The organism is Agromyces chromiiresistens (genome assembly GCF_029167465.1).
Lineage (GTDB): Bacteria > Actinomycetota > Actinomycetes > Actinomycetales > Microbacteriaceae > Agromyces > Agromyces chromiiresistens.
Genome location: NZ_JARFNL010000001.1, coordinates 286,465 through 312,877 on the forward strand (window position 1 = coordinate 286,465; position 26,413 = coordinate 312,877).

General features: G+C 73.1%; 21 protein-coding genes. 12 read left to right on the forward strand and 9 right to left on the reverse strand.

Features of this window, described 5'->3' with window-relative positions; translation table 11 throughout:
• Nucleotides 1-18: 18 nt before the first annotated feature.
• From PX701_RS01290 to PX701_RS01305, 4 genes are read left to right on the forward strand one after another with little or no spacing between them, the layout of a single operon-like run.
• Entirely contained in the window at nt 19-609 is a 591-nt protein-coding gene (locus PX701_RS01290; protein ID WP_231429756.1) for a hypothetical protein, read from the forward strand.
• The gene (locus tag PX701_RS01295) at nt 606-1,667 is read left to right on the forward strand and encodes a peptidoglycan-binding protein (RefSeq protein ID WP_275505244.1); all 1,062 of its coding nucleotides are present in this window, start codon (nt 606-608) and stop codon (nt 1,665-1,667) included. The genes PX701_RS01290 and PX701_RS01295 overlap by 4 nt, the downstream gene beginning before the upstream one ends.
• Complete coding sequence (locus tag PX701_RS01300) at nt 1,664-2,323, forward strand: ABC transporter ATP-binding protein (RefSeq protein WP_231429758.1); 660 nt, start codon at nt 1,664-1,666, stop codon at nt 2,321-2,323. The genes PX701_RS01295 and PX701_RS01300 overlap by 4 nt, the downstream gene beginning before the upstream one ends.
• On the forward strand, nt 2,320-3,585 hold the full coding sequence (locus PX701_RS01305; RefSeq protein ID WP_275505245.1) for an ABC transporter permease: 1,266 nt from the start codon (nt 2,320-2,322) through the stop codon (nt 3,583-3,585). The genes PX701_RS01300 and PX701_RS01305 overlap by 4 nt, the downstream gene beginning before the upstream one ends.
• A gap of 122 nt (nt 3,586-3,707) precedes the next feature.
• Here the strand turns inward: PX701_RS01305 and PX701_RS01310 are convergent, their stop codons facing one another.
• Both PX701_RS01310 and PX701_RS01315 read right to left on the reverse strand, forming a co-directional pair.
• The gene (locus PX701_RS01310; RefSeq protein ID WP_275505246.1) at nt 3,708-4,544 is read right to left on the reverse strand and encodes a CPBP family intramembrane glutamic endopeptidase; all 837 of its coding nucleotides are present in this window, start codon (nt 4,542-4,544) and stop codon (nt 3,708-3,710) included.
• Nucleotides 4,541-5,341 carry a CPBP family intramembrane glutamic endopeptidase gene (locus tag PX701_RS01315; RefSeq protein WP_275505247.1) on the reverse strand — a complete coding sequence of 267 codons (801 nt, stop codon included), beginning with the start codon at nt 5,339-5,341 and terminating at the stop codon, nt 4,541-4,543. Before PX701_RS01315 ends, PX701_RS01310 begins: the two co-directional genes overlap by 4 nt.
• Before the next feature lie 98 nt (nt 5,342-5,439).
• On the opposite strand from PX701_RS01315, the gene PX701_RS01320 reads away from it, so the two are divergent.
• The gene (locus PX701_RS01320; RefSeq protein WP_275505248.1) at nt 5,440-7,668 is read left to right on the forward strand and encodes a LuxR C-terminal-related transcriptional regulator; all 2,229 of its coding nucleotides are present in this window, start codon (nt 5,440-5,442) and stop codon (nt 7,666-7,668) included.
• Between the two features lie 130 nt (nt 7,669-7,798).
• Here the strand turns inward: PX701_RS01320 and PX701_RS01325 are convergent, their stop codons facing one another.
• Nucleotides 7,799-9,316: a M23 family metallopeptidase gene (locus tag PX701_RS01325; RefSeq protein ID WP_275505250.1), complete on the reverse strand. Its 1,518-nt coding sequence runs from the start codon at nt 9,314-9,316 to the stop codon at nt 7,799-7,801.
• A 432-nt stretch (nt 9,317-9,748) separates the two neighbouring features.
• Entirely contained in the window at nt 9,749-11,311 is a 1,563-nt protein-coding gene (gene hutH / locus PX701_RS01330) for a histidine ammonia-lyase (protein ID WP_231429761.1), read from the reverse strand.
• Nucleotides 11,312-11,395: 84 nt separating this feature from the next.
• Here hutH and PX701_RS01335 point away from each other — a divergent pair, with 84 nt between their 5' ends.
• Nucleotides 11,396-12,172: an IclR family transcriptional regulator gene (locus tag PX701_RS01335; protein WP_231429762.1), complete on the forward strand. Its 777-nt coding sequence runs from the start codon at nt 11,396-11,398 to the stop codon at nt 12,170-12,172.
• A 107-nt stretch (nt 12,173-12,279) separates the two neighbouring features.
• Here the strand turns inward: PX701_RS01335 and PX701_RS01340 are convergent, their stop codons facing one another.
• On the reverse strand, nt 12,280-14,220 hold the full coding sequence (locus PX701_RS01340) for a LuxR C-terminal-related transcriptional regulator (RefSeq protein ID WP_231429763.1): 1,941 nt from the start codon (nt 14,218-14,220) through the stop codon (nt 12,280-12,282).
• 74 nt (nt 14,221-14,294) lie between these two features.
• Between PX701_RS01340 and PX701_RS01345 the strand changes: the two genes are divergently transcribed.
• Together PX701_RS01345 and PX701_RS01350 are read left to right on the forward strand one after the other, a co-directional pair.
• Nucleotides 14,295-18,125, forward strand: coding sequence for a putative Ig domain-containing protein (locus PX701_RS01345; RefSeq protein ID WP_275505252.1), 3,831 nt, complete (start codon nt 14,295-14,297; stop codon nt 18,123-18,125).
• 19 nt (nt 18,126-18,144) lie between these two features.
• Nucleotides 18,145-18,579, forward strand: coding sequence for a cupin domain-containing protein (locus PX701_RS01350; protein ID WP_231429765.1), 435 nt, complete (start codon nt 18,145-18,147; stop codon nt 18,577-18,579).
• A 72-nt stretch (nt 18,580-18,651) separates the two neighbouring features.
• Here PX701_RS01350 and PX701_RS01355 read toward each other — a convergent pair whose 3' ends face one another.
• Nucleotides 18,652-19,257 carry an antibiotic biosynthesis monooxygenase gene (locus PX701_RS01355; RefSeq protein ID WP_231429766.1) on the reverse strand — a complete coding sequence of 202 codons (606 nt, stop codon included), beginning with the start codon at nt 19,255-19,257 and terminating at the stop codon, nt 18,652-18,654.
• A gap of 153 nt (nt 19,258-19,410) precedes the next feature.
• On the opposite strand from PX701_RS01355, the gene PX701_RS01360 reads away from it, so the two are divergent.
• Nucleotides 19,411-20,709, forward strand: coding sequence for a hypothetical protein (locus PX701_RS01360; protein WP_275505253.1), 1,299 nt, complete (start codon nt 19,411-19,413; stop codon nt 20,707-20,709).
• Here the strand turns inward: PX701_RS01360 and PX701_RS01365 are convergent.
• On the reverse strand, nt 20,682-21,257 hold the full coding sequence (locus PX701_RS01365; RefSeq protein ID WP_231429768.1) for a helix-turn-helix domain-containing protein: 576 nt from the start codon (nt 21,255-21,257) through the stop codon (nt 20,682-20,684). The two genes, PX701_RS01360 and PX701_RS01365, sit on opposite strands and share 28 nt — an antisense overlap.
• A 94-nt stretch (nt 21,258-21,351) precedes the next feature.
• Between PX701_RS01365 and PX701_RS01370 the strand changes: the two genes are divergently transcribed.
• Nucleotides 21,352-22,068, forward strand: a complete 717-nt coding sequence (locus PX701_RS01370) for an ABC transporter ATP-binding protein (RefSeq protein WP_231429769.1) — start codon at nt 21,352-21,354, stop codon at nt 22,066-22,068.
• Nucleotides 22,065-22,862 carry an ABC transporter permease gene (locus PX701_RS01375; RefSeq protein WP_231429770.1) on the forward strand — a complete coding sequence of 266 codons (798 nt, stop codon included), beginning with the start codon at nt 22,065-22,067 and terminating at the stop codon, nt 22,860-22,862. The genes PX701_RS01370 and PX701_RS01375 overlap by 4 nt, the downstream gene beginning before the upstream one ends.
• A 36-nt stretch (nt 22,863-22,898) precedes the next feature.
• On the opposite strand, the gene PX701_RS01380 is transcribed toward PX701_RS01375, so the two are convergent.
• The gene (locus tag PX701_RS01380; RefSeq protein ID WP_275505254.1) at nt 22,899-23,810 is read right to left on the reverse strand and encodes a LysR family transcriptional regulator; all 912 of its coding nucleotides are present in this window, start codon (nt 23,808-23,810) and stop codon (nt 22,899-22,901) included.
• 107 nt (nt 23,811-23,917) lie between these two features.
• Between PX701_RS01380 and PX701_RS01385 the strand changes: the two genes are divergently transcribed.
• Entirely contained in the window at nt 23,918-24,952 is a 1,035-nt protein-coding gene (locus PX701_RS01385; protein ID WP_275505255.1) for a YeiH family protein, read from the forward strand.
• Nucleotides 24,953-25,057: 105 nt separating this feature from the next.
• On the opposite strand, the gene PX701_RS01390 is transcribed toward PX701_RS01385, so the two are convergent.
• Entirely contained in the window at nt 25,058-26,410 is a 1,353-nt protein-coding gene (locus PX701_RS01390) for an acyltransferase family protein (protein WP_275505256.1), read from the reverse strand.
• Nucleotides 26,411-26,413 lie beyond the last annotated feature (3 nt).

Genomic DNA, 26,413 nt, shown 5'->3' on the forward strand with positions numbered 1-26,413 from the left:
CACACGAAAGGACTCGACATGTTCCGCACACATCGGCGGGAGGCATCCCTCTCGGTCGTCATCGCCCTCGCGGCCGCGCTGGCACTGGCCGGCTGCACACCCGCGGCGTCGGGGGTCGCCTCGCTCGACGGCGACCCGCAGGCGCAGCAGTCGTCGCCACCGGGCGGCGACGACGGTGACGGCGGCGGCGGGGGCGACGGCGACCAGGTGGCGTTCGCCGAGTGCATGCGCGAGCACGGCATCGACATGCCCGACCCCGACACCGAGGACGGCGGGTTCGCGATCGCGATCCCCGAGGGATCCGATCCCGACGAGGTCGACGCGGCGATGGAGGCCTGCAAGGAGTTCATGCCGAACGGCGGCGAGATGCCGAAGCCGAACGCCGAGCAGCTCGCCCAGATGCGCGAGTTCTCCGAGTGCATGCGCGACGAGGGCATCGAGGGATTCCCCGACCCGAGCGCCGACGGCGGCCTCCGGATCGACTCGGACATGGGTTTCGACCCCGAGAGCGACGAGTTCCGCGAAGCCCAGGAGAAGTGCGGCGAGTCGATGCCGAAGCCCAAGGGCGAAGACGGCGGGCCGGCGACGAGCGAAGGCGGCGAGTCGTGAGCACGCGGGCACGACTCGGCTGGATCGGGCTCGGCCTGCTCGCCGTGGCGGGCGTGGGAGTGACCGCGGCGGCCGCGAGCGGGTTCGGGTTCGCCCCGGCCGCCGCGACGCCCGCGCCGGCCGCCCCCGAGACGGGCGAGGTCACGCGGGGCGACCTCATCGCGACGACGACGGAATCGGGCGAGCTCGCGAACGCGGGCGAGACCGTGCTGCGCGCCGACGGCGGCACCCTCACGTGGCTGCCCGCGGCCGGCGCCGTCGTCGAGCGCGGCGGTCAGCTCTACCGGGTCGACGACGCACCCGTCGTGCTGCTCGTCGGGGCGATGCCCGCCTACCGGGTGCTCGCGCCGGGAACCTCGGGCGCCGACGTGCGCCAGTTCGAGGAGAACCTCGCCGCGCTCGGCTACACGGGCTTCGACGTCGACGACGACTACACGTGGGCCACCGCCGACGCGGTCGAGGACTGGCAGGAGGCGCTCGGCGTCGACGAGACCGGCACGGTCGAGCCGTCGCGCATCCACTACGCGGGCGGATCGGTGCAGGTGACCTCGGTCGCGGCCGCCGTCGGCGACGCGGCCGCAGGCGAGGTGCTCACGACCGCGAGCACCGACCGCGTCGTGCAGGTCGACCTCGACGAGACGGATGCCGCGTACGCAGTCGTCGGCGCGGTCGTCGAGGTCGCGCTGCCCGACGGAACGACGTTCCCCGCCACGGTCACCTCGGTCGAGACCGTCGTGATCCCCGGTGAGGACCCGCCCATGGGCAACGGCGACACGACCGTGCTCCGGGTCACCGCGACCCCCGACGACCCGGCCGCCGTCGGTGCGGCCGGCGGGTCTACCGCCGAGGTGGCCTTCACCGCCGAGACCCGCGAGGGCGTGCTCAGCGTGCCCGTGACGGCGCTGCTCGCGCTCGCCGAGGGCGGCTACGCCGTCGAGGTCGTGCGCGGCGACGGCACCGAGCTCGTCGGCGTCGAGACGGGGCTGTTCGCCGACGGGCGGGTCGAGGTCGCCGGCGCCGGCATCGCCGAGGGCGACACGGTGGTGGTGGCGTCGTGAGCGCGATCGTCGAGCTCCAGGCCGTCGGCAAGTCGTACGACGGCGTCACCGCGCTCCGTGGCGCGAGCCTCTCGATCGACGCGGGCGAGTTCACGGCGATCGTCGGGCCCTCGGGGTCGGGCAAGTCGACCCTGCTGCAACTCATCGGCACGCTCGACCGCCCGACCGAGGGCGTCGTGCGGGTCGACGGCCACGACACCGCGCAACTCACCGACCGGCAGCTGTCGGGCCTGCGGGCGCACCGCATCGGGTTCGTCTTCCAGCAGTTCCACCTGGCGGCCGGCGTGCCCGCGATCGACAACGTCGCCGAGGGCCTGCTCTACCAGGGCGTCGGCACCGCGAAGCGGCGTGAGCTGGCGGGGGAGGCGCTCGAACGCGTCGGCCTCGGGCACCGGCTGCGCCATCGTCCGCACGAGCTGTCGGGCGGTGAGCGCCAGCGCGTGGCGGTCGCCCGTGCGATCGCGGGGCGCCCTGGCATCGTGCTCGCCGACGAGCCGACGGGCAATCTCGACTCGGCCTCCGGCGGCGAGGTGATGGGCCTGCTCGAGGGACTCAACCGCGAGGGCACGACCGTCGTCGTGATCACGCACGACCACGACATCGCGGCCCGGGCGCGGCGACGCATCGCCCTGCGCGACGGGGAGGTGCAGCCGTGAGCCGGCGTGCGCCCGAGGCATCCGGCCGGAAGGTGCCGCCCGCACCCGCGGAACCGCGGTCACCCGCGGAGCTGCCCGCACCCGCGCGCCTGCGCGCGGGCGACGTGCTCCGCGTCGGCGGCGCGGGGCTGCGGGCACGGCCCCTGCGGGTCGTGCTGTCGGCCCTCGGCATCGCGATCGGCATCGCCGCGATGATCGCGGTCGTCGGCATCTCGAGCTCGAGCCGCGCCGAGCTCGAGCGGCAGCTCGACCGGCTCGGCACCAACCTCCTGGCCGTGGCGCCGGGCAACGACCTCTTCGGCGAGGCCGCCACGCTGCCCGACGAGGCGCCCGCGATGATCGAGCGCATCGGACCGGTGACCGACGTCTCGGCGCTCGGAACCGTCGAGGCGAAGGTGTACCGCAACGAGTTCATCGACCCGAACGAGTCGGGCGGCATCGCCACCTACGCCGTCGACCTCGACATGCCCGAGACCGTCGGCGCCGAACTGGCCGACGGCGACTGGCTCAACGCCGCGACCGAGCGCCATCCGGTCGTCGTGCTCGGGTCGGCCGCCGCCGAGCTGCTCGGCATCGACCGGGCCGGCGCCGACGTGCGGGTGCTCATCGGCGGCGAGTGGTTCACGGTCGCGGGAATCCTCGCGCCCGTGCCGCTCGCGACCGAGCTCGACACCGCGGCGCTCATCGGCTGGCCGGTCGCCGAGGCGCTGCTCGACTTCGACGGGCACCCGACGGCCGTCACGGTGCGCACCGACGAGGACGCCGTCGACGCCGTGCGCGACGTGCTCGCCGCGACCGCGAACCCGACGAGTCCCAACGAGGTGCAGGTCTCGCGCCCCTCCGATGCGCTCGTGGCGCGGGCGGCGGCCGACCAGGCGTTCACGGGGCTGCTCGTCGGGCTCGGGGCGGTGGCCCTGCTCGTCGGCGGCGTCGGCGTCGCGAACACGATGGTGATCTCGGTGCTCGAACGCCGTGGTGAGATCGGCCTGCGCCGATCGCTCGGTGCGACGCGCGGGCACATCCGCGCGCAGTTCCTCACCGAGTCGCTGCTGCTCGCGCTCGTCGGCGGGGCGGCCGGGGTGATCGTCGGCGTCGTCGCGACGACCGTGTGCTCGCTGCTGCAGGGCTGGCCGACGCTCGTGCCGATCTGGGCCTCGGTCGGCGGGTTGCTCGCGACCGTCGTCGTCGGCGTGGTCGCGGGGCTCTACCCGGCCATCCGGGCGTCTCGGCTCTCGCCGACGGAGGCGCTCGCGACGGCGTGAAGGCCTCGCCGTCGGCGGGGGCCGGCGTGCGGGATGGGAACAGCCCCCGGGCCTGGTCGGCCCGGGGGCTGTTCGGTGGTGCGGGATGCCGGGGGCGGAGCGGTGCGGCTGCCCGATGCGGCTCAGCGGGGAACGGCGGCGCCCGGCTCGACGAGTCCCGGGCCGGCCGCGTTCTCGCCGACCCTGCCCCGGATGAAGATCAGCAGCACGAGGCCGGTGATGATCACGCCGACGTTGCCCAGGCCGGCGATGCCGGTCAGTGCGCCCTCGGCCGGGTAGGCGGTCTGCAGGAAGATCGACGGGTCGGTCGAGGCGTGCAGCAGGATCGGCCAGATCAGGTGGCCCGTCACGCGCAGGGCGAGGTACATGCACAGCCCGAACGCGAACGTGTAGACGAGCTGCAGCAGGGTCGCGAAGGGCGACTGGCCCGACAGCAGGTTGCCCGCGTGCAGCGCGGCGAAGAGCGCCGCCGAGACGACCGCGACCGAGATCTCGCGATAGCCGTGCCTGCGCATGAGGTTCACCACGAAGCCCCGCGTCAGCGTCTCCTCGGCGAAACCGATGAACAGGCCCGCGACCAGCCACGTAATCACCATGGCGGCGCCGGCCTCGGCGTAGTCGACGGTCGCGAACCGCAGCACGTTGAAGAGCAGCACGACCCCGACCGCGATCCACATCCAGCCTCGCCCGCGGATCGGCTGCGGACCGAACAGCTCGCGCAGCCACCCCAGCGAGACGGCGAACACGACGAGGATGACGCCGCCGAGCGCGATCGGCAGCGCGGTGCCGACGAAGACGGCCATCGCCGGGTCGTCGATGCCGGCCAGCAGCGGGCCGAAGAGGAACGAGCCGCCCTGGTAAAGCGTGTAGTACGCGACGACGGCGAGCAGCGACCGCCACCAGCCGCCGCGCTCCCAGAACCGCCTCCACGGGGTCCAGGTGGTCTCCGCGGCGGTCATGCGAGGCTCGCAGCCGCGCGCGGCGACTCGATGCGCTCGTCGGCGCCGCGGATCACGAAGGCGACGACGATGAGGCCGAGCACGCCGGCGACGAGGTCGACGGTGCCGCCGAGGGCGGCGAGCGGGCCAGCGGTGCCGTGACCGACCGCGAAGGTCGAGAAGTCCCACAGGCCGTGCAGCACCATCGCCCAGATGAGCGTGCCCGTCGTGCGGCGCAGGATGTAGAACACCGTGCCGCCGAGGAACGCCATGCCCACCTGCGTCGTCGTGAGCCCGAGATCTTGGCCCGAGAGCGCGTTCGTGAAGTGCATCAGCGCGAACGCGGCCGAGCTGATGAACCACACCCAACCCTCGGCGAGACGGCTCCGGAGGCCGACGAGCAGCAGGCCGCGGGTCGCCATCTCCTCGGTGAAGCCGACGAGCAGGAGCACGACGGACGCGGCGAAGAAGCCGAGGTCGTAAGAGCCCCAGTCGGTGCTCGCGAGGTTCATGACGAGGGCGACCGCCATGATCGCGGGCACGAAGATCGGCCAGCGCGCGCTGTGCTTGCGATCGAACAGGGCGGGATGCCACCATCCGAGCAGGCTCGTCGTGATCGCGAGCAGTACCGCACCGATGATGAGCGAGATTCCCGCGCCGAGGAAGAGCGTGCCGGCATCGCGGCCGAAGTCGGTGTACGGAATGCCGCTCAGCTGTTGCACGATGAAGACGAGCACGGCATATGCGGCCCAGATCACGAGGCCGATCCAGACGCGAGGTCGAACGCGGAGGACCGGTGCCGGCTGCAGGGATGTCATGGTTCGAAGGTATTGGATCGAGAGGTTCCTCGAGCAGCCGTCGCGGGGCGGTGTCGCGTAATTCACCTGGGTGATTCTCTGAGCGAGAATATGAGGCGATGTTCCCGGCCACGAAGTTCCGCCCGCCGACGCCAGGGCCCAACGTGATCGCGCGACCTGAGCTGTTCGATCAGCGGAGCGGAGCGCGCCCCGCGGTCGTCGTCGTGCGTGCGCCAGCCGGGTACGGCAAGACGACCGCGGCAGCCCTGTGGGCGGAAGGTGGCTCACTGGCCGACGGTGACCCACGTGCGCACGGCTTCGGGGGCCACCGGCCCGCCCGGTGCATCTGGGTGAGTCTCGACGTCGACGATGACGACCCGGCCGGGCTCTGGGCGGCGATCACGGCTGCGGCCGCAGGCGCCGGCCTGTGGAGCGGGCGCGTACCGGAGGCATCCGGGGTCGGCGGAGCACGCGCGGGCGCGATCGTGCCGTTGATCGACGCGTTCGCGGCGACGGATGCCGACTGGGTGCTCGTGCTCGACGATGCTCACCGGCTCACGCACGAGGACACTGTCGCGAGCCTCGATTGGTTCGTCGGCCGTGCGCCCGAGAACCTCACCACGATCGTGGCGACGCGGACGCCGCTCGCGCTGCCCGCCGTCGACCGCTTTCTGGCGCGCGGCCGGGCGATCGAGGTCGGCGTGGAGGAACTGCGGCTCGACGACCGGCAGGCCGCCGTGCTGCTGCGCGACGCGCACGGGCTCGAGCTCACCGCCTCCGACGTCGCGCACGTCGTCGAGGTCACCGGCGGTTGGCCCGCCGCCGTATCGCTCGTGGGATCGGCCCTTGCGCGGGGCGTGCCGCTCGCGGGCATCGGTGCGCACCGCCCCGACGACGGGGGCCTCGACGCCCTCGTGCGCGAAGGGCTCGCCGGGAGCTCGCGACAGGATCATGCGCTGCTGCTCAGCCTCTCGGTGTTCGAACGGTTCGACGCCGTGACGGTGCAAGAGGTGGTGCAGGACGATCGCGCCTGGCCGCTCGCCATGGAGGTCGCCGCCCGCACGGGGCTCGTCGCGACGCTCGACGACGAGGGGCGGTGGTGGCGGCTGCACCATCTCGTGCGCGACCGTCTCGCCGCCGAGCTCCAGCGCGAGGATCCGCTCCTGCGCCGCGAGCTGCATCGCCGGGCCTTCGCGGTTTTCGAGCGTGAGCACGACCTCGTCGCCACCATCCACCATCTGCTCGGTGCCGATGACTACGACACCATCGCCGACATCCTCGCGAACGTGCGCAGCACGACGATCGTGCCGCGGCAGTCGCTCGGGCTCAGCTGGCTTGACCGTATCCCCGAGTCGGCGCTCGACCGCGACCCCCGGCTCGCCTTCTACGAAGCCTGGGCGACGTCGACCGCCGGCGATGCGACGCGGAGGGACCGCGCACTCGCGCGCGGTCGGCTCGCGGCCGTCGGCCGGGCGGTAGAGGGCTTTCGCAACTGGGACGACGTCGAGGACTTCGTGCACTCGATGGCGTGCTTCGGCGATGTCGGCACGGCCCACCGTGCTGGCCAGCGATTCCTCGCCTCGTACGACGCATCGAGCCCGCTCATGCCGCTCGTCGCGATGCGTACGGCCTCGATGCGGTATCTCGAAGGACGGTGCACCGAGGCCCTCGAACTGCTGGACGACGTCGAACGCGCGGGGCCCCTCGCGCGTCCCCTGCGGCTGTTCGTCCCGGCCTACCGCGCCCTCTGCCTGTTCGAGCTCGATGATCGTGTCGCGGCCGCCGAGCAGGTGGAGCGGAGCGTGCGGGCGCGCGCCGCGTACAAGATCGGTCCCGATCCTGTCTACCTGCCCGCCGAGCAGGCGCTGGCCAGGCATCGTACCGAGTCGGGCGACGCCGTCGCAGGGCGCGCGATCGCCGCCGGCGCGCTCGAGACCGCGCGCCAGCAGGGCGATTCGGTGCTCGTCGTGCCGCACCTGCTCATCGAGCTCGCGCGCGCGGAGCTCGCACTCGGCCGCGCCGCCGAGGCCGTCGTGTCGCTCAACCGTGCCGAGGAGCTGTGCGTCGGGTTCTCCGACCCCGGTGCCCTCCCGGCGCGCATCCGGCAGGTCCGCGAGCGTTCGAAGACCCGTCGTAGTGCCGCGGGGAACCGCGAGGCGTTGAGCCGTCGCGAGCTCGAGGTACTGACCCTGCTGCCAAGTGCGCTGAGTGCCGCGGAGATTGGGTCGGAGCTGTTCGTCTCGACCAACACCGTGCGGAGCCACGTGAAGTCGATCCACCGCAAGCTGGGCGTGACCACGCGCACCGAGGCGGTCGCCGCCGCACGTCGAGCCGGCCTCATCGCCTGAGGCAGCGCGCGGGTCGACCTCGCGTCAACCGGGCGACCGCGCCACGACCGAGGCGGCACGCGGGTGCCGCGGCCGCAGCGGCACACCGGTGCCGCCTCGCAGGCGGACGATCGTCGACGGGACCCGAGGATCAGCCGAGTTCGATGCCGCGTGCGGCCATGAACGGGATCGCGTCGACCGCGCTGCCGTCGATGCGCACCTCGAAGTGCAGGTGGCAACCGGTCGATGCGCCGGTCGAGCCGACGGCACCGATGAGCTCGCCTGCTTCGACCTTCTGGCCGGGGGTCACGAGGATGCCGCCGTCGATGAGGTGCGCGTACCCGGTCGAGATGCCCGACCCGTGGTCGATGAGCACCCAGTTGCCGTACGTGCCGTTCGCGCGGGCCTCGACGACCGTGCCGCTCGTCGCCGCGTAGACGGGGTTGCGGCAGCCCGTCGCGAGGTCGGTGCCGCGGTGGAAGTCGTTGACGCCCGCCAACGGCTTGTCGGGGCGGGGGCCGAACCCGTCGGTGAGGTTGCCCGTGACCGGCAGCGACCAGCCCTGGTCGCTCAGCTGGCCCGAGTCCGTCGGCAGCGTCTCGATGAACGCGACGCTCGATGACGCGACGCGCGTCTTCAGGCCGGAGAGCGCGGCTCGCGCAGCGGTGACGGCGTCTTGCGCCCGCTCGACCTTGCGCTCGGCCGCCTCGACGTCGATCGCCTCGACGTCGGCCCAGGCCTCGTCGGCGCGTTCCTGCGCGGCATCGGCTTCGGCGTCGCGCTTCGCGGTGATCTCGAGCAGCTGTTCGGTGTCGCCGGCGATCTCGCTGACGCGGGCGACGCCGCCGAGCCCGGCGAGCAGGTCGTGCCCCGAGCCGAACGCGGCCTCCATGGAGTTCAGCGAGGCGTTGCCGCCCTTCGACGCCGCGACGTATACGGCCGCCGCGGCGTCGGCCTTCTCGCGCGCCTGCTCGGCGAGCGACTGCATGTGCTCGGCGATGCCGCGCGCGACCTCGCGCGTGGAGCGGACCGCGGCGAGGTCGGCCTCTGCGTCGCGGAGCGCGGCGACCGCCCGGTCGAGCTTCGCCCGTGCCTGCAGCATCGGACCGACGCTCGAGTCGACCCCGCTCGAGATGCGGGCGAACGGTCCGTCGCCGATGAGCACGACGGGCGCGCGCGGCGACGTCGTCGGGGCGCCGGTCGTGGGAGTCGTCGGCGTGCCGGTTGGCGTCGGCGTGTCGGTCGGAGTGGGCGTCGGCGTCGGAGTCGGCGTGGGAGTCGGAGTCGGCGTGGGAGTCGGAGTCGGAGTCGGAGTCGGAGTCGGAGTGGGCGTCGGCGTCGGCGTCGGGGTGGGCGTCGGCTCGGGGGTCGGCGTCGGCGTGGGAGTGGGCGTGGTGGTCGGGTCGTCCGTCGGCGTTCCCTCGCCGTCGGTCGCCCCGGTGTCGCCCCCGCTCGTGCCGTCGCCGGTCTCGGTCGTGCCGCCATCGGCCGGCGCGGGATCGCTCGCCGGGTCGCCCTCCGCCGCGGTCGTGTCGGTCGTCGCCTCGACCGTGCTCGTCGCGTCGGCGGTACCGGTCGCGTCGGTGCCCGTGGCGTCGGTGCCCGTCGCGTCGGTGGTCGTGCTGGTCGCCTCGACCGGAGCCGCCTCTTCGGCGATCGCCGGGGTCATGCCCCCGACCCCGATCAGCACCGCCACCGCGGCGGCCGCGATCGCAGTACCGCTGGGGCGCGTACGTCGCGCGCGAAGCGGGTCGTGCTGGATCAAGGCGAAGCGGTGGGGCATCAGGGTTCCGTCCGGTCGTCGGTTTCGGGGCCGACGAACCCCAGTCTCGCATCCGTCCGGGTGGGGCACAACCGGTCAGTTCACAGGCTTCGTGCCCTCTTCGGGGGAGACTTCGCACCCTTCTCAGGGCGGAGCGCGGGCGCGGGCGACGTTTTCATCCCCTCCTTGCAGCGGTGACGGCGCGTCGCCGCACCGGTCCTGAACCGACGAGGGCCGCCTGAAGGGCCGGGCATGCGGGCGAACGCAGAACGGGCCGACGCGGCTGCATCCGGAACTGATGCGACCGCGCCGGCCCTCCGGCGTCGGCGGGGACTCCGGTCAGTCGAGGTGACCGGCGACCGACGCCGCCTCGGCCGCGACGCGGCCGCTCGCCACCGCGGCGGCGATGGCTTCGATCTCGGGCGAGAGGAAGCGGTCGGGGCCCGGGCCCGCACCGAGCGACTCGGTGAGCGCGATGACCGCGCCGGTCGGGGCGCCCGGCTCGAGCGGAGCGCGCAGGGCGAGTCCGCGGGCGGCCGTCATGACCTCGATCGCGAGCACGCGGGCGAGGCCGTCGACGGCGCGGCGCAGCTTGCGAGCCGCTGCCCAGCCCATCGACACATGGTCCTCCTGCATGGCCGACGAGGGGATCGAGTCGACCGAGCTCGGCACCGCGAGGCGCTTCATCTCCGAGACGATGCCCGCCGCGGTGTACTGCGCGATCATGAGGCCCGAGTCGACGCCGACCTCGTGCGCGAGGAAGGGCGGCAGCCCCTGGTTGCGCGCCCGGTCGAGGAAGCGGTCGGTGCGGCGCTCCGACATCGACGCGACATCCGCCGCGGCGATCGCGAGGAAGTCGAGCACGTAGGCGACGGGGGCGCCGTGGAAGTTGCCGTTCGACTCGACCCGGCCGTCCTTCGTGAGCACGGGGTTGTCGACGGCGCTCGCGAGCTCGGCCTCGGCGACGCCGACCGCGTGCGCGACGGTGTCGCGTGCGGCGCCGTGCACGATCGGGGCGCAGCGCAGCGAGTAGGCGTCCTGCACGCGGCCGTCTTCGGGACCCTTGTGCGAGTGCACGATCGGCGAGTCGGCGAGGAGCTTGCGGAAGTTCGACGCCGAGATCGCCTGGCCGCGCTGCGGGCGGAGGGCCTGCAGGTCGGCCGCGAACACGGCGTCGGTGCCCATGAGGCCCTCGACGCTCATCGAAGCTGAGATGTCGGCCGTGGTGAGGAGCATCTTGAGGTCGGTGATGGCGAGGGCGAGCATGCCGAGCATGCCGTCGGTGCCGTTGATGAGGGCGAGGCCCTCCTTCTCGCCGAGGTGGAGGGGGGCGATGCCCGCCGCCGAGAGCGCTGCCGAGGCATCCACGAGCTCGCCCGACGCGTCGCGCACGTCGCCCTCGCCCATCGCGACGAGCGCGCAGTGGGCGAGCGGGGCGAGGTCGCCCGAGCAGCCGAGCGAGCCGTACTCCCGCACGACCGGGGTGATGCCCGCGTTGAGGATCGCCGCGTACGTCTCCGCGGTCTCGCGGCGCACGCCCGTGCGGCCGGTCATGAGGGTCGAGAGGCGGAGCAGCATGAGGGCGCGCACGACCTCGCGCTCGACCTCGGCGCCCGAGCCCGCGGCGTGCGAGCGCACGAGGCTCGCCTGCAGCTGGGCGCGGCGGTCGGCGGCGATGAAGGTCGTGGCGAGCGCACCGAAGCCCGTCGAGATGCCGTAGTGCGGGTTCGGGTCGGCGGCGAGGCCGTCGATGATCTCGCGGCTCGCGGCCACCTCGGCGAGGGCGGCCGGGTCGAGCACGACGGGGGCACCGTGGCGGGCGACCGCGACGACGTCGTCGATGCTCAGGCCGGCGATGCCGACGGTGACGGCGGTGGGGGTCGAGGACGCGTTGCTGCTCATGCTCATATTCCACAACGGGGACGACGCGCGCGGGAGGCCCGATCGAGGGTGGCTGTCTGGCATCCCGGACGATACGCTGGGCGCATGGCGACTTCGAAGGTGCCGGCCGCCGACCAGACGCTCGCGATCCTCGCCCATCTGGCGTCGCAACGCGGCCCGGTGCCCGCCGCGACCATCGCCCAGGCGCTCGAACTGCCGCGCTCGACCGTCTACCACCTGCTCGCCGTCATGCAGGAGCGCGGCTTCGTCGTGCACCTGCCCGAGGAGCGGCGCTACGGCCTCGGCATCGCCGCGTTCGAGCTGTCGAGCGGCTTCAGCCGGCAGCAGCCGCTCGCCCGGCTCGGCGGCCCGCTCGTCGCGTCGCTCGTCGACCGCATCGGCGAGAGCGGGCACCTCGCCGTGCTGCACGGGCGCGACGTGCTCTACCTGGTCGAGGAGCGGGCGCCCCGTCGCCCCTCGCTCGTCACCGACGTGGGCGTGCGCCTCCCGGCGCACCTCACCGCGACCGGCCGCGCGATGCTCGCGGCGCTGCCGCCGGCGCAGTTGCGCGCGCTCTACCCCGACCGGGCGGCGTTCGCGTGGCGCGGCGACCCCGAGGCATCCGGCACGTGGCGGTACTCGCTGCTCAAGCAGGTGCTGCACGGCGTGCGCGAGGCGGGGTTCGCCGGCGAGGACGGCGAGGTCACCGAGGGCCTCGCCTCGGTGGGCGTGGCCGTGCTCGACCACGTCGGCTGGCCGGCCGCGGCGATCGCGGTCACCTACCGGGCCGACTCGGATGCCGCGGCGCGAGCCGAGGAGATCACCGGCGCCGTCCGTGCGGCCGCGGGGGAGCTGTCGCGCCGCATCGGCGCGGCCCGCTGAGCCGGCCGTTCGACCGCCGACCTCCGCGAGTCGCCGGAAAGTGTCGGAAACCGCGGCGCGAAGCGCATCTTCTGGCAACTGGGGCTGGCGAGTGACGGGGCGGGCCGTCAGATGAGCCCGGCCCGGCGTCCCCACGCGACGGCCTCGCCACGCCCGCGCACCCCGAGGCGCCGGTAGATGTTCGAGGTGTGGTGCATCGTCGTCTTCGGCGCGACGACGAGCCGCTCGGAGATCTCTTTGTTGCTCATGCCGGCGGCGAGCAGTACGAGGATCTCGAACTGTCGCGGCGTGAGCAGGGTCTGCTCGGGCGGCTGCGGGTTCGCCGTCGCGTCGGCGAAGTCCAGGGACTCCTTCGTGATGCGCGCCCAGCTCCACGCCGCCCCCTCGCCGCAGGCGCGGGCGAACGCTTCGTCGCCGAGTACGGCGCGCACCTGTTCGATCGTGGCGTCGTAGAGCGCGCGATTGGCGCCGATGATCGCCCGCCGCACCAGCTCGGCGTGATCCGCGATCGCCCCGTGCAGCCGGGCGGCGAGCTGCGGTTCACCGCCGACCGCCGCGATCACGACGGTGGTCATCACGCCGATGCCGAGGCCTGCGGGCAGCCCGATCGCCGCTGCGGCGCGCAGGCCCGCGGCCGTGGTCCGCGCCGCCGTCGCCGGGTCGTGCTCGAGGAGGCATTGCGCCGCGACGCCGTAGGCGGGGCCGAGCAGCGATCGACGGCGCGGCAACCGGTCGACGAGGAGCGCGAGATCCTGCGCCGAGGGCCGGATCGCCGGCACGTTCGCCGTGCCGGCGGGCAATTGATGGAACATGAGCGCCGACTGTACGGCCGGCAGGAGCAGGTCGTGGCGACGGGCCACGCTGTACGCGCGCGCGGCGAGCCGCCCAGCCTCGTCGAAACGGCCCTCGACGTGCGCGATCATCGCCGCGAGGAGCTCGAAATGGGCGAGCGCGATCGGGCGGCCGTGCCGTGTCGCGAGCGCGATCGCCTGGTCGGCGTGTGCCCGGGCCTGGTCGAGATGACCGATCGTCCTCGCCGAACCGATCGACTGCGACAGGCATTCGAGACTGACGTCGACATCGCCGAGCTCGGCGGCGGCGTCGACGAGCGCCCGCAGGTCGGCGGCGATCGCGTCGGCGTCGGTTCCGGGATCGACCGACTCGAAGCGACGGCGGAGCCGATACGCCTCGAGGAGCAGCAGCAGTCGCGCGGGAGCGCCCGTGGCGCCGAGCGCGTCCCAGTCCATTCCCTCGACGACCAGATCGAGCAGCCCGCCGTCGGCGTTCAGGCCTCCGTACTCGGCACCGTGCATCGACAGGGCGAGCACCAGCTCACCGGCTCCCGTCGCCGGGTCGGCAGCGGTCGTCGCCTCGGCGCCGTCACCGGCGAGTCGCCATGCGGCCGCGCGGAGATCGCGCTCGCGGCGGGCGAGGACCGCGTGCCAGTGCTCGGCAGACGCGTCGTCGGCGAGGCCGATCAGGAGCGCGGCGGACGCATCGCGCGCGCAGGCGCGCAGCGCGGCGAGATGGTCGGCGCCCGGGCCTGCGCCGCGTTCCTCGAGCAGTTCGCGATGCGGTCGGCGCAGGCGGAAGAGCGTCTCGGGGGCAGCCCGGTCGGCATCGACGAGGTCGCGATCGACGAGACCCGGGAGGCCGCCGACGACTCTGGCAGGGACCGCGTCGGAGAGCTCGGCGAGCGTGCACCAGTCCACGAACCCGGCCAAGCGCTCGGCGAGGCCGAGCTCGGTCGCGCTCAGGCCGTCGAGGCTGTGGACGACGTCTGCGCGGACGGTCGCCCGGTCTGGATCGCGCCCGGGCGCGTCGAGCACCTCTGCCACCGGGCGGTCGCGCAGGGCGCCGATGAGGTCGGGCAGCGACAGTGCGGCCGTGCGGTGGGCGGCGAGCTCGATCGCGGGGGGCCAGTACTCGAGCAGCTCGCACAGCGTGGCGATGTCGGCGGCGTCCGCATCGGCATCGAACGCGCGACCGCTCGCGGTCGCAGTCGTGACGAAGAGCGCCGCTGCGGCGTCGCCGGTCAGTCGAGGCATCCTCAGCACCCCTGACCCAAAGATAGGGCAAACGCCCGATTGCCGGACAGGTACCGGAGCAGTTGCGTTGGGGCATGAGCCCCAAGCATCGTCTTCTCGCGATCGTCGCGGCGGTCGCCCTCCTCGCCGGCGTCGGCCTCGCGCCCGCCTCGATCGCGTCGGCGATGCCGCCGCAGGCCAGTGACCTGGTGCCGCCGATCATCGCCAACACCGAGAGCGGCATCCTGCGGGACCTGCCGACGAAGTACTACCAGGCCGTCGAGGACTTCGAGAACCAGGCGATCGCCGACGTGCTGGAGACCCATTCGCTGCCCGACGGCGATGCGAACGCCGTGCGCGCGTGGGGTCGCGACGCCGTGCGCGCGCAGGAGTTCATGAACCTGCTGGGCATCATCGCGAAGCCGGCCGCCGAGCGGACGGCGGGCGAGGCGCTCGTCCACGAATGGTTCCAGGGCGTCTACCAGCAGCAGCTCGTCGCGCAGGCCCAGGCCGCGCTCGACCAGTACCTCGAGTGGTCGGGCCTGACGCTCGAGACGATCTCGCTCGACCCCGTGCCGCTCCTGCCCGACGGCGGCGGGTACTGCGACTTCCACCCGCCGAAAGCGCTCGAGGAGGGCACCGGCGAGTTCGGCGGCGTCTATGACCCGAGCCTGCTGCCGCAGTGCCAGGACTCGAGCGGCACCACGGTCGCCTGCCAGCTCGGGCCCACCGGATGCCCCGTGCCGTGGCCGACGGTCGAGCAGTTCGAGCAATGGGGTCGCTACCTCTCGCAGGAGGACCTGTGGGAGGACCCGGTGTTCCCGAACCTCGCGCTGGAGTCGTCGGTCGGCGTCGGTCTCGCCGCGGGGATGGTGGCGACCGGAGCGACGACGGCCGCCGCACGCGCCTACATGGCGGCGACCGAGAGCTCCACCAATTTGTTCGCCAAGGTGTTCCCATACGCCGGGCGAGCGGGTCTCAAGGCGACCACGGAAGGGCTCAAGCAGGTGCCCAAGTTCGCGACGACGGCGGCTCGCACCTCAGCGGGAGTGATCCGCGCCGGCGGGGTGGCGTTCGTCGTCGGCACGATCATCACCGCCCTCATCACGATCGCACTCGAGTCGTACACGATCTACGAGCACCAGCAGATCCCGATCACGCTCAAGAAGTCGCTCGCCGATGCGAAGGCGACCCCGCCCGACCTCGCCGCCGTGGCCTCGAAGGAGTCCGGCGTCGGCGCGCTGATGACGACGTTCCTCTCGACCACGCAGATCGACGTCGACTTCGACTGCCAGCTCGAGAACGACTGGAACCCCTACTCGGCCTTCCCGTGTGCGAACGCCCCGGATCCGGCGCCGCCCGCAGAGGACGATGCCGCCTTCTGGGTCTCGACCGAGGCCGACGGGGTGACCTCGGGCCGCTTCGCCGACATGATCTACACGGTGAACCCCCTCGACTCGCAGGACTCGTTCACGCTCAACGAGCGGTCGAGGGCGTCGGGGGAGGGCTGGTTCGTGGTGACGAAGTACGACGGCAGCCTGCCCGAGAACGTCGACGCGCCGACGACTCCCGGAGCGACGCTGCAGACCCTGCGGCTCTACTACCGCGACTGGGACGGCGCAGGCAAGGTCGCCGAGCGGGTCGTGGTGGACGGCGCCCCCATGTTCGCGATCTCCTCGCTCGACAGCGCGGACGTCGGCGGGTGCACGACCGCACCGGCCGACGGAGGGACGCCCCTCTGCCTGACCGACACGCTCCGGTACGTGCAGCCCGACGGCGCCAAGGTCTCGGCGCGCATCGTCGCCGCCGGTGCGGCCGGGCCGAAGGTGAGCGCGGTCGTGCCCGCCCGGGTGATCGCCGGTGAGCTGTTCGCCCTGTCGGCCACCGCCGAGGCCACGTTCGGCACGCCGCCCTTCACCTACAGATGGGTCGTCGCCGGCAGTCAGCGCCTCGGACCCGCGGTGTCGGTCTCTTCGCAGTACGCGGGCAATGTGGCAGTCTACCTCGAGGTGGCCGACGCGCAGGGCAACACGACCGCACAGACCTATCCCGTGCTCGCGGCGCAGAAGACGACCGTGACCGTGAAGACGTGGCCGGCCGGCGACGTTCCCTACGGCGGCACCCGGCAGGTGTGGGCCGCGATCAGTCCGCTCAAGGCGCAGGGCACGCAGTGCACGTGGAACCAGCAGACCGGTGAGCTCGGGTGCACCAGTCCCGCCGGTGCGGTGCAGTTCTACGTCGACGGGCGTCCCCTCGGCGACCCGGTGCAGGTCACGCAGAACTACCTCGAACCGTGCTTCACCGGCGGCGGGTGCCCGTGGACGTGGGGCGACAACGTCGCCTACGCCCCGGCCATCGCGCTCCCGACGACCGGCATGGCGACGGGAAGCACCCACGAGGTGACCGCCGTCTATTACGGCGACGAGAAATTCGTCGGCGCGACGAGCCAGACGCTCGATCTCGCGATCGTGAAGGCGACGCCGGTCGTGACGCTGACCTCGGGATCGACGTACCCGAGCCCCGACACGCCCGTGACGCTGACCGCGAAGGTGCAGGCGGCCGACGGCTCCCGGGGCGTGCCGACCGGCACGGTGCAGTTCCTCGAGGGGAACTCGCTCGCCCCGCTTGCGCCGCCCGTGACGGTCGACTCGGCCGGCAACGCGACCCTGACCGACTTCGAGCTGAAGTTCGTCAACTCGCTCGCCGTGCGGTACCTCGGCGACCAGAACTTCGCTGAGGCCGTGAGCGGCGTGACGCCGATCCGCTTCCCCGTCGCGACGAGCGCGACCGTCGACCCGGCCTCGAGCACGGTCCTCGCCGGGTCGCAGGTCGACCTGTCGGTCACCCTCCTCGATGAGCTCGGCGATCCGTTCGCCGGTGCCCCCGTCACGGTGTCGCCCGGCGGGCACACCGTGACGACCGACGCACACGGCGTCGCGAGCGTCTCGGTCACGTCCGACGAGATCGGGGAGGTCACGTACACGGTCGACTCCGGGTCCGCCACCGGGCTGGGCTCGGCGACGGTGCTCTACGGCAGCATCCCGATGGTCGATGACGCGGATGCCGCGGCCGAGGTCGGGGTGCCCTTCACTCGCGCGCTGAGCGCCGAGGGCGTGCCCGCCCCGACCATCTCGGTCGGCACCCTGCCCGACGGGCTGTCGTTCGACGCCTCGACGGGCGAGGTGACCGGCACGCCGACCGGGGCGGGAACGACCGAGTCGCCGATGACGGCGACGAACGCGCTCGGCTCCGCGAACGCGACGCTGTCGCTCACCGTGCACCCGGCCGTGGCGATCACCACGACCGCCCTGCCGGGCGGCACCGCGACGCTGCCGTACGAGGCGCTCGCCGAGGCCGGCGGGGGGCTCGCCCCGTTCGCCTGGTCGGCCGATGGACTGCCCGACGGCCTTGTGCTCGACGCCTCGACCGGCGCGATCACCGGATCGACGACGGCGGAGGGCGCGACCGAGGTCGTGCTGCACGTCACCGACGCGCTCGGGGGCACCGACTCGATCGCGCTCGAGCTCGTCCTCGCGCCGAAGCCGCGGCCCGACCTCGAGGTCGGCCTCTCGGTCGGCCGCCTCGTCACGGGGGAGACGGCGCGGTACGCCGTCGCCGTCGAGAATGCGGGCAACGCTGTGGCGAAGGCGCCCGTCGTGGTCAGGACGACCCTCGACCGCGGGCTCCGGTTCGTCGGCCTCGCGAGCAGCGGCTGGAGCTGCACGAGCGCGCGCCAGGTCGTGACCTGCACCCGCCAGGGCGACGTCGCGGCCGGCGCGGTCGCGACGCTCGAGCTCGACGTGCGGGTCATCACGAGACCGGGCTCGGTCACGACGGACGTCACGGCGGTGCCCGTCGCCGACGAGATCGACACCGTCGACAACCTGACCGCCCTCACCTCGGAGGTCGTGAAGCGGCGTGGCTGAACCTCGGTAGCGTGGCGGTATGACGGCATACGAGGTACTGGAGATCGGCGCGCTCGACGAATGGCGCTCGCATTACGGCGGATTCCGCCCCGACAGCTCGCGCGACGGGCGCCGGGTCGTCGACCACGACCTCGAGATGCAGTACATCGGGCTCACGGCGAACGCCCTCGAGCCCGGCGAGGAGGCCGGCTACTGGCACACGCACGCGCGCATCGAGGAGCTCTACGTCTTCCTCTCGGGGCGCGGGCAGATGGGTCTCGACGACGAGGTCGTCGAGGTCGGCCCCGGCACGGTCGTGCGCGTCGGCCAGGACGTCGCCCGCACGTGGCGCTGCGCGCCCGACGGCACCGAGCAGCTGCGCTGGCTGTGCATCCGCGCCGGTGGCTCCGAACTGCCGCACCTGCCCGACGACTCGGCGCGGCTGCCCGAGAAGCCGATGCCCTGGGGCGACTGACCCGGCCGTCGGTCGAGTGGCGGAGCGCATCGGGACCACGGACGTGCCGATGGTCTCGATGCGCGCTTCGGGCTACTCGGTCGACGGGCGCTGCCGGTGCAGCCAGCGGTGCAGCATGCGGGTGACCCACGGCAGCACCCAGTACGTCATGATCGGCGTCAGGATGAGCGTCGACACGAGCGATCGGAGCCAGATCGGCAACCCGTCGAAGCCCGGCAGGGGTGCGACGAGGTACGAGAAGACGAGGTTCACCGGGAAGAAGCCGACCCAGATGGCGACGGCCTGCTTCCAGCGCGGCGGTGCGAACGGCACGGCGGCCTCGAGGTCGATGCCGCCCGAGGCATCCGTCGCGGGAATCGAGCCGGTGGCCGGATCGTCGAACCAGCCCTCGATGCCCGTGCGGCGCTTCGACCGCTCGCTGCGCACGAAGCCCTCGCCCATCGAGAGCCACCACGCGCGTTCGTCCGAGCGCTCCCACGACTCGAGGGTCTCCTCGCTCGCGAAGCGGTAGAGCATGTGCCAGACCTGCGACGACTCGCCGGCGCGCACCCATCCGGAACCGAGGAAGCCCGGGTACTTGTTCGCGAGGTTCACGCCGGTCTGCACCCAGGCGGTCGCCTCCGAGATGCGCGACGGGTCGACCTCGCGCCGGATCGACACGGTGATGGGTTCGGACATGCTGCTGGTTCCTCGCGGGCTTCTGGCCGGGGTGGGATGGGTCGGTCGGCGACGACGGGGTGCGGTCGCGCCGGTAGTCGAGTGTAGTTCGAGGATGTTTCGAGATCGTGTCGTGCGCCGCGCGGGCGGTCCACCCGCCGATAGCGTGGTCGCGTGATCCGACTCCTCTGCTTCGCACTGCTCGGCGCCGTGATCGCCAGCGCCGCCGCATGGGCCCTCTCGGCCGACGAAGCATGGGTCGGCATGTTCGTGCCGTGCGTCGTCGCGCTCAGCGTCCTCGGCCCGATCGTGCTCGTCGTGCGCAGCCTCGCGGGCGCGGGACTCGGGGGCGCGCTCGCCGGCCCCCTGAGCGCCGAAGAGCTGCAGCGCGCCGACTCGGAGGGGCGGCTCGCCCTCGCGCGCGTCCGGTCGATCCGGCGCACGGGCACGATGATCAACGACCAGCCGATCTGCGACCTCGACCTCGTCGTCGTGCCGCGGTTCGGCGCTCCGTTCGAGGTGCGCACCCGCCGGCTGGTCGATCTCGTCGAGATCCCGCGCCTGCAGCCCGAGTGCGTCGTGGTCGTCGTGATGCAGGAGGCCGCGCCGTCGCCGGTCTCGATCGTCTTGGACCCGCCCGACGAGTGGGTGCAGCTCGCGCAACGCGACGAGCGGGTGCGCTCGACGCGGACCGCCGCGCCCTTCACGCCGGCGCCCGCTGCGGCGGGGAAGGCCGCGGGCGGGCTGCGTCGCATCCATCCGGCCTTCTACGTCGTCGCGGTGCTCGTCGGCGCGGCGCTCGCGCTCATCCCGGCGTATCCGACGATCGCTGCGATCGCGTCGGGCGAGACGACGCTCGGCGAGGTCCGCTACGCGAACTCGTGGGAGGGGCGGATGGCCGCCGACGAGCAGGCGCGGGCCGACGCCGAGGCCGCCGAAGCCGAGGCCGCGGCGGCGGCGAGCATGTTCGTCGGCGACAACGCGGCGAGAGCCGTCGACGCGCTCGTCGACGCGATCGGCGCCGGGCAGGTCGTGCAGCTCTCGTTCTGGGGCGAGCACCTCTCGGCGATCGCGCCGAGCGGCCCCGGTGCGGCGACGCTCGACAGCTGGGACGTCGTCGCCGGCGAGGTGACGAACAGCGGTCCGGCGGGCAGCCAGCCCGACCCCGCCGCGCTCGAGCTGCAGCTCTTCGACGCGAGGTCGGTCGACACCTCGCTGATGCCCGATCTCATCGCGCAGGCGAAGGAGCTCAGCGGCCTGTCTGAGCCCGACCCGACGCGCACCGACCAGTGGGTGTACGTCTCGCGCTCGGGGTCATCGGACAGCGGGCCGCCGCCCGTCGTCCTCGACGTGCCGGTCTACGGCGAGTACTACGACGCCTGGATCACGTTCTCCCTCGAGGGCGAGGTCGTCTCGATGCGCGGCGGGGCGCCGGGGTCGGCGAGCTACGAGGCGGAGAACGGCGCGGGCTGATCGGCCGGATCGGGCATGAGCACCGTCGAGAGCATCACCGTGCGCCGGCCGCTCGCCCCGCCCTGCTCGTCATCGACCTGCGGAGCCAGGTAGGGGGCGAGCAGCTCGCCGAGGCCGGCCTGGATGCGCGACAGGTCGTCGGTTCCGACGTGCAGCCGAACCTGTCCGAATCCGAGGAACTCGCGGAAGTCGGCACCGGCTGACGCGCGGTCGAAGTCCTCGCCGAGGTGGGCGAGGAAGGTGAGGAACGACTGCTGCAGCTCGCGTTCGCCCATCTCGCGAAGCTCGTCGTGGTCGACGTGGGCCATGCGATCGCCGAGCGCGAAGGTGCGCTCGACGGCACCGCGGACCCGGCGTTCGTCGACGACGGCGACGATCCCGGCGTCGACGAGCGCGGCGATGTGGCGGTAGAGCGTCGCCTGCGCGACGTCGGGCAGTGCGTCCCGGAGGTCGGAGGTCGTGACCCGTCGGCCCTCGCCGAGCTGCTGGACGATCCGCAGCCGAACCGGGTGCATGACGACGTCGGCGATCGGCGAGGTCTTGCGCATCGCTGACTCCTTCCATTATTCTCAGCGTGCGAACATTCGCACTAGTAGAACATTCTCAAACTCCCAACGAAGTATCCCACCGAAGGATGTCCACATGAACTCCCATGCGATCGAGGTCACGGGGCTGTCGAAGCGGTTCGGCGAGGTCGAGGCGGTCCGAGCCGCGAGCTTCAGGGCCGAGCCGGGCCGGGTCACCGGCTTCCTCGGCCCGAACGGCGCCGGCAAGTCGACGACGCTCGCGATGGTGCTCGGTCTCAGCCGGCCCGACGCGGGAACGGCCCGCATCGGCGGAGCCGCCTATCGCGATCTCGACGACCCGACCGGGACGGTCGGCGCGGTCCTCGATTCGACCGGCGCGCACCCCTCGATGACCGGCCGCGGCCACCTGCGGGCCTACGCCGAGCTCGGCGGGCATGCGCGCCGTCGGGTCGACGACGTCGCCCTCACCACCGGCATCACCGAGTACCTCGATCGACGCATCCGCGGCTACTCGACCGGCATGCGCCGGCGGCTCGCGCTCGCGACGGCCCTGCTCGGCGAGCCCTCGGTGCTCGTGCTCGACGAACCGTCGAACGGCCTCGATCCGGCCGGCATCGTGTGGCTGCGCGAGTTCCTCCGCGCCTTCGCCGGCCGCGGCGGCACCGTGCTGCTCTCGAGCCACGTCCTCACCGAGCTGCAGCACAGCATCGACGACCTCGTCCTCATCGACCGGGGACGCGTCGCCTGGTCGGGTCCGCTCGACGAATTCACCGGTGCCGCCTCGAGCCTCGAGTCGGCCTTCCTCGCCCACACCATGGAGGTGCACCCGTGATCGCACTCGTTCGAGGCGAACTCGCCAAACTGCTCGCGACCCGCCTGCCGGTCGCGACCCTGCTCACGGCGCTCGGCTGCGGTCTCGGGTTCACCGCACTGCTCGCGCTCGCCGGGCCGGGCAACTCGACCCCGCCCCTGCCCGGAATCGAGACGCCGGAGGGCGTGAGCCTCGTCGTCGGCATGGGCGGCCTGCTGCTGTTCGTGCCCGCACTGATCGGCACCATCGCCGTCACGGGCGAGTACCGGCACCGTTCGATCGGCACGACGTTCCTGACCGTCCCGCGCCGAGGCCGCGCGCTCGTCGCCAAGCTCGTCGTGTTCGGCGGGCTGGGCTTCGCGTACGGCGCCGTCGCCGCCGTCGGAACCGCGGTCGCGCTCGTCGGGAGCGCCGCGCTCCGCGGCGTCGCGCTCGGCGTGCCCGCCGGTGCGCTCGTCGCGATGCTCGCCCAGCTCGCCCTCGCGGCCGCGGTCTACGCGGTGCTCGGTGTCGCGATCGGGGCGCTGGCGCGGCAGCAGCTCGTCGCCGTCGGCATCGTGCTCGGGTACTTCTACTTCCTCGAGCACGTGCTGCTCCTCATTCCCGGGGTGAACGTCATCCACCCCTTCCTCCCGGGCGGTGCGACGGCCGCGCTGACCGACTTCACCTTCCTGAGCGACGCGATCGGCGCGCAGCTCCCGATCTCGATGCCCGTCGCGATCTCGCCGATCGGCGGTGCGCTCGTGCTGCTCGGATACGCGGCGATCGCCGCCGTCGTCGCGGTGGCGGTGCCGCTCCGTCGCGATGTGAGGTGATCCCGGCACCGGGCCCGCGTCGTCGCGACGCGGGCCCTACCCCTGCAGCTCGCCGAGCAGCGCGGCCGCGGGGGCGGCGAGCGGCTCGCCGCCCCGCCACACGGCTCGCAGCCGCCGTCGGAGGTCGAGCCCCTCGACGGGGACTTCGACGAGTTCGCCGCGGGCGACCCACGGGCGCACCGCGAGCTCGCTCAGCACGGCTGGCCCGGCGCCCGAGGCCGCCGAGATGAGCACGGCGGCATTGCTCGAGACGACCATCGCGGGCCGCGAGAGCTCCGGGACGCCCGCGCCGCCGACGCCGCCCGCGCCGAGCGCCTCGGCGAGGGTCGAGCGTGTGCCCGAGCCCGGCTCGCGGCTGACGAGCGGGGTGGTCGCGAGCTCGTGCGCGGTGACGTGGGTCCGCCGGGTCCACGGATGCGACGGCGCCACGACGACGACGAGCCGGTCGCGCGCGACGGCGCGGCTGTGCAGGCCGCGCGGCACCGAGGGCGACTCGACGAAGCCGAGGTCGATCGCCCGGTCTGCGAGCAGGTCGAAGACCTGCGTCGAGTTCTCGACCCGCACCCGCACGTCGAGCTCGGGGTGCGCGTGCCGGAGGCCGGCGATCCAGGCGGGCAGCAGGTACTCGGCGACGGTGAGGCTCGCCGCCAGGTCGAGCCGGGCCTCGTGGCGCTCGCGAAGCGCGCGGCTCGTGGCGAGCAACTCGCCGGCCCCGTCGACGAGTCGGGCGGCCAGCTCGGCCACCACGACGCCGTCGGCGGTCAGTCGCGAGCCGCGCGGGTGGCGCTCGACGAGCGAGAGCCCGAGGTTTCGCTCGAGGGTCGCGATCGCGCGGCTCGCGTTGGGCTGCGCCATCCCGACCGCGCGTGCCGCCGCACCGAGACTGCCGTGCTCGCCGATCGCCGAGAGCAGTTCGAGCACCGCGAGGTCGGGCCAGCGAGTCGGCATATCGGAATGATATGCCTCGATGCCGGAATCACGGCTACCGCGCCGCCGGTCCGCCTGCGACCGTGGAGGAGATGTACCGCCCCACCCCCGCTCCCCGGTCAGCCCCCATGCCCCGTCGCCGCCTCGCCGGCCGCTTCGGCGCCCGGGTCGCGACGCTCGCGCCCGGCCTCGCGCTCTGCGCCGTCGTCGCCGGCCTCGCGCTCGCCGTCACCCTCGTGGTGCCAACGATCAGCGCCCTGCTCGTCGCCATCGTCGTGGGCGTCGTCGTGCGGAACACGATGCGCCTGCCCAGGCGCCTCGAGCCCGGCATCGCGTTCGCGGCGAAGCCGCTGCTGCGCCTCGGGATCGTGCTGCTCGGCCTGCAGCTCGTCGTCGGAGACATCCTCGCCCTGGGCCCCGGCATGGTCGTCGTCGTCATCGCGATCGTCGTCGGCGGCATCGCCGCGACGCTCCTCATCGGCCGGTGGCTCGGCATCGGCTCGACGCAGCGACTGCTCGTCGCGTGCGGCTTCTCGATCTGCGGTGCGGCGGCGGTCGCCGCGGTCGACGGCGTCGTCGAGGCCGAGGAGGAGGAGGTCGTCACCGCCGTCGCGCTCGTCGTGATCTTCGGCACCCTCATGATCCCGATCGTGCCGTTCGTCGCGGGGCTCATCGGCCTCGACGCCGACGAGGCGGGGATGTGGGCCGGCGGGTCGGTGCACGAGGTCGCGCAGGTGGTCGCGATCGGCGGGGCCCTCGGCGGCACCGCGCTCGGCGTCGCGGTCGTCGTGAAGCTCGCGCGCGTGCTCATGCTCGCCCCGGTCATGGCGGTCATCGGCCTGCAGCGCCGCCGTGCGCTCGCGAAGGCGGGCGAGGATGCCTCGGGCGCACGCGGCGGCAAGCTGCCGCCGCTCGTCCCCCTGTTCGTCGTCGGCTTCGTGGCCATGGTGGCGATCCGGTCCCTCGGCGTCGTGCCGCCCCAGGTGGTCGCGGGCGCCGGCGTCGCGCAGACCGTGCTGCTCGCCGCGGCCATGTTCGCGCTCGGCACGGGCGTGCGGTTCAGCATGTTCCGCCGGGTCGGCGTGAAGCCCTTCGTACTCGCCGGAGCGTCGACCCTCGTCGTCTCGGCCATCGCGCTCGGTGGCGTTCTGCTCGTCGGCTGAGTCTTCGGTCTTCGGTCTTCGGTCCTCGGTCGGCGGCCGCGACCACATGACCACTCGACCACATCGTCGGCAGCGGGACCGCCGCCCGCACGAGAGGCTCGGCGCCTACGGAATCGCCCGTGACACGCGGACCGCCGGGCGGCGCACGGGCCGCGACGGAGCCCGTCTCGCGAACCACAGCAGCACGAGTGAGAGGAACGCCGGCAGCGGGCCGAATCCGGCGACGAGCAGCACCGCGACCCCCGCGACGGCGCTGACCGCCGCGATCGCGGTCGCCCCGTTGCCGGGCGCAGCGCCACGAGTGCTCCGCCCGCCGGCCCGCGGCCGGCTCGTCCGCTCGAAGCGGGAGAACACGAGCACGACGATCGCGACGACCGCCGCGGCGACGACGAGCCAGAGCGGCCGGCTCGCCCACCAGCCGAAGCTCAGCGGCTCGGGCAGCGGCAGCCCGACCGCGGCGTTCGCGATGAGGGCGAGGCCCGCGAGCCCGACGAGCACCGGCATGTGCCACAGGTACACGGTCATGGCCCGCTCCCCGACGAACGAGATCGGCCGCGCGGCATCCCGCCGTTCGACCCACGCGCGGATGCGCGGGCGTGCGAGCTGGAAGAGGGCGAGCTGCGCGACGCCGAGCACGACGAGGCAGACGGTCGGCGGGTTGAGGTTCACGAGCATGTCGACCGGGTAGGGGCCGGCCACGGTGAGCACCGCGAGCAGCGCGAGCGAGGCGCCCGCGATGCCCGCGAGCGTCGGCCGGGCCAGCCGGTCGAGGGCGCCGTCGGCGAGGTGGAATCCGAGCTGCTGCACGAGCAGCCACACGAGCAGCAGGTTGACGAAGCCGATCGCGTCGACACCGGTCGAGAGCCGCACGACGTCGACCGCGACGACGCCGGCGAACAGGGCGAGGGGCGCCAGCACGGGGGCGCGCTCATGCGCCCGCACCATGGCCGGCACGAGCGCCGACACCGCGAGGTACACGCCGAGGAACCACAGCGGCTGGCCGATGCGGAACCCCGCGATGCCGACGAGCTCGGCGGGCATGCCCGCGAGCGAGAGCGCGACGAGCGAGCCCGAGACGACCGCCACGAGCGCGACGGCCGGGCGGACCAGCCGTTCGATCCGGGCGACCACGTACTCGGCGGGCGTCGCGCCGCGGGCGCGCATCGACCGCCAATGGGTGAGGCTCGAGAATCCGCCGACGATGAAGAAGAGCGGCATGATCTGCACCACCCAGCTGACCGGGCCGAACCACGCCTGGTGCTCGAGGGCGTTCTCGAGCACCGGTCCGTCGGGGCCGACGCCGACGCCGACCATCATCGCGTGCAGCACGAACACCATGCCGAGCAGCACCACCCGGATCGCGTCGACGCTCGCATCGCGCCGCACCCCGGTGCGCGGCCTCGTGGATGCCTCGGGGCGGATCGATCTCGCGTGCTGGCGTTCGAGCGTGTCGGTCATGTG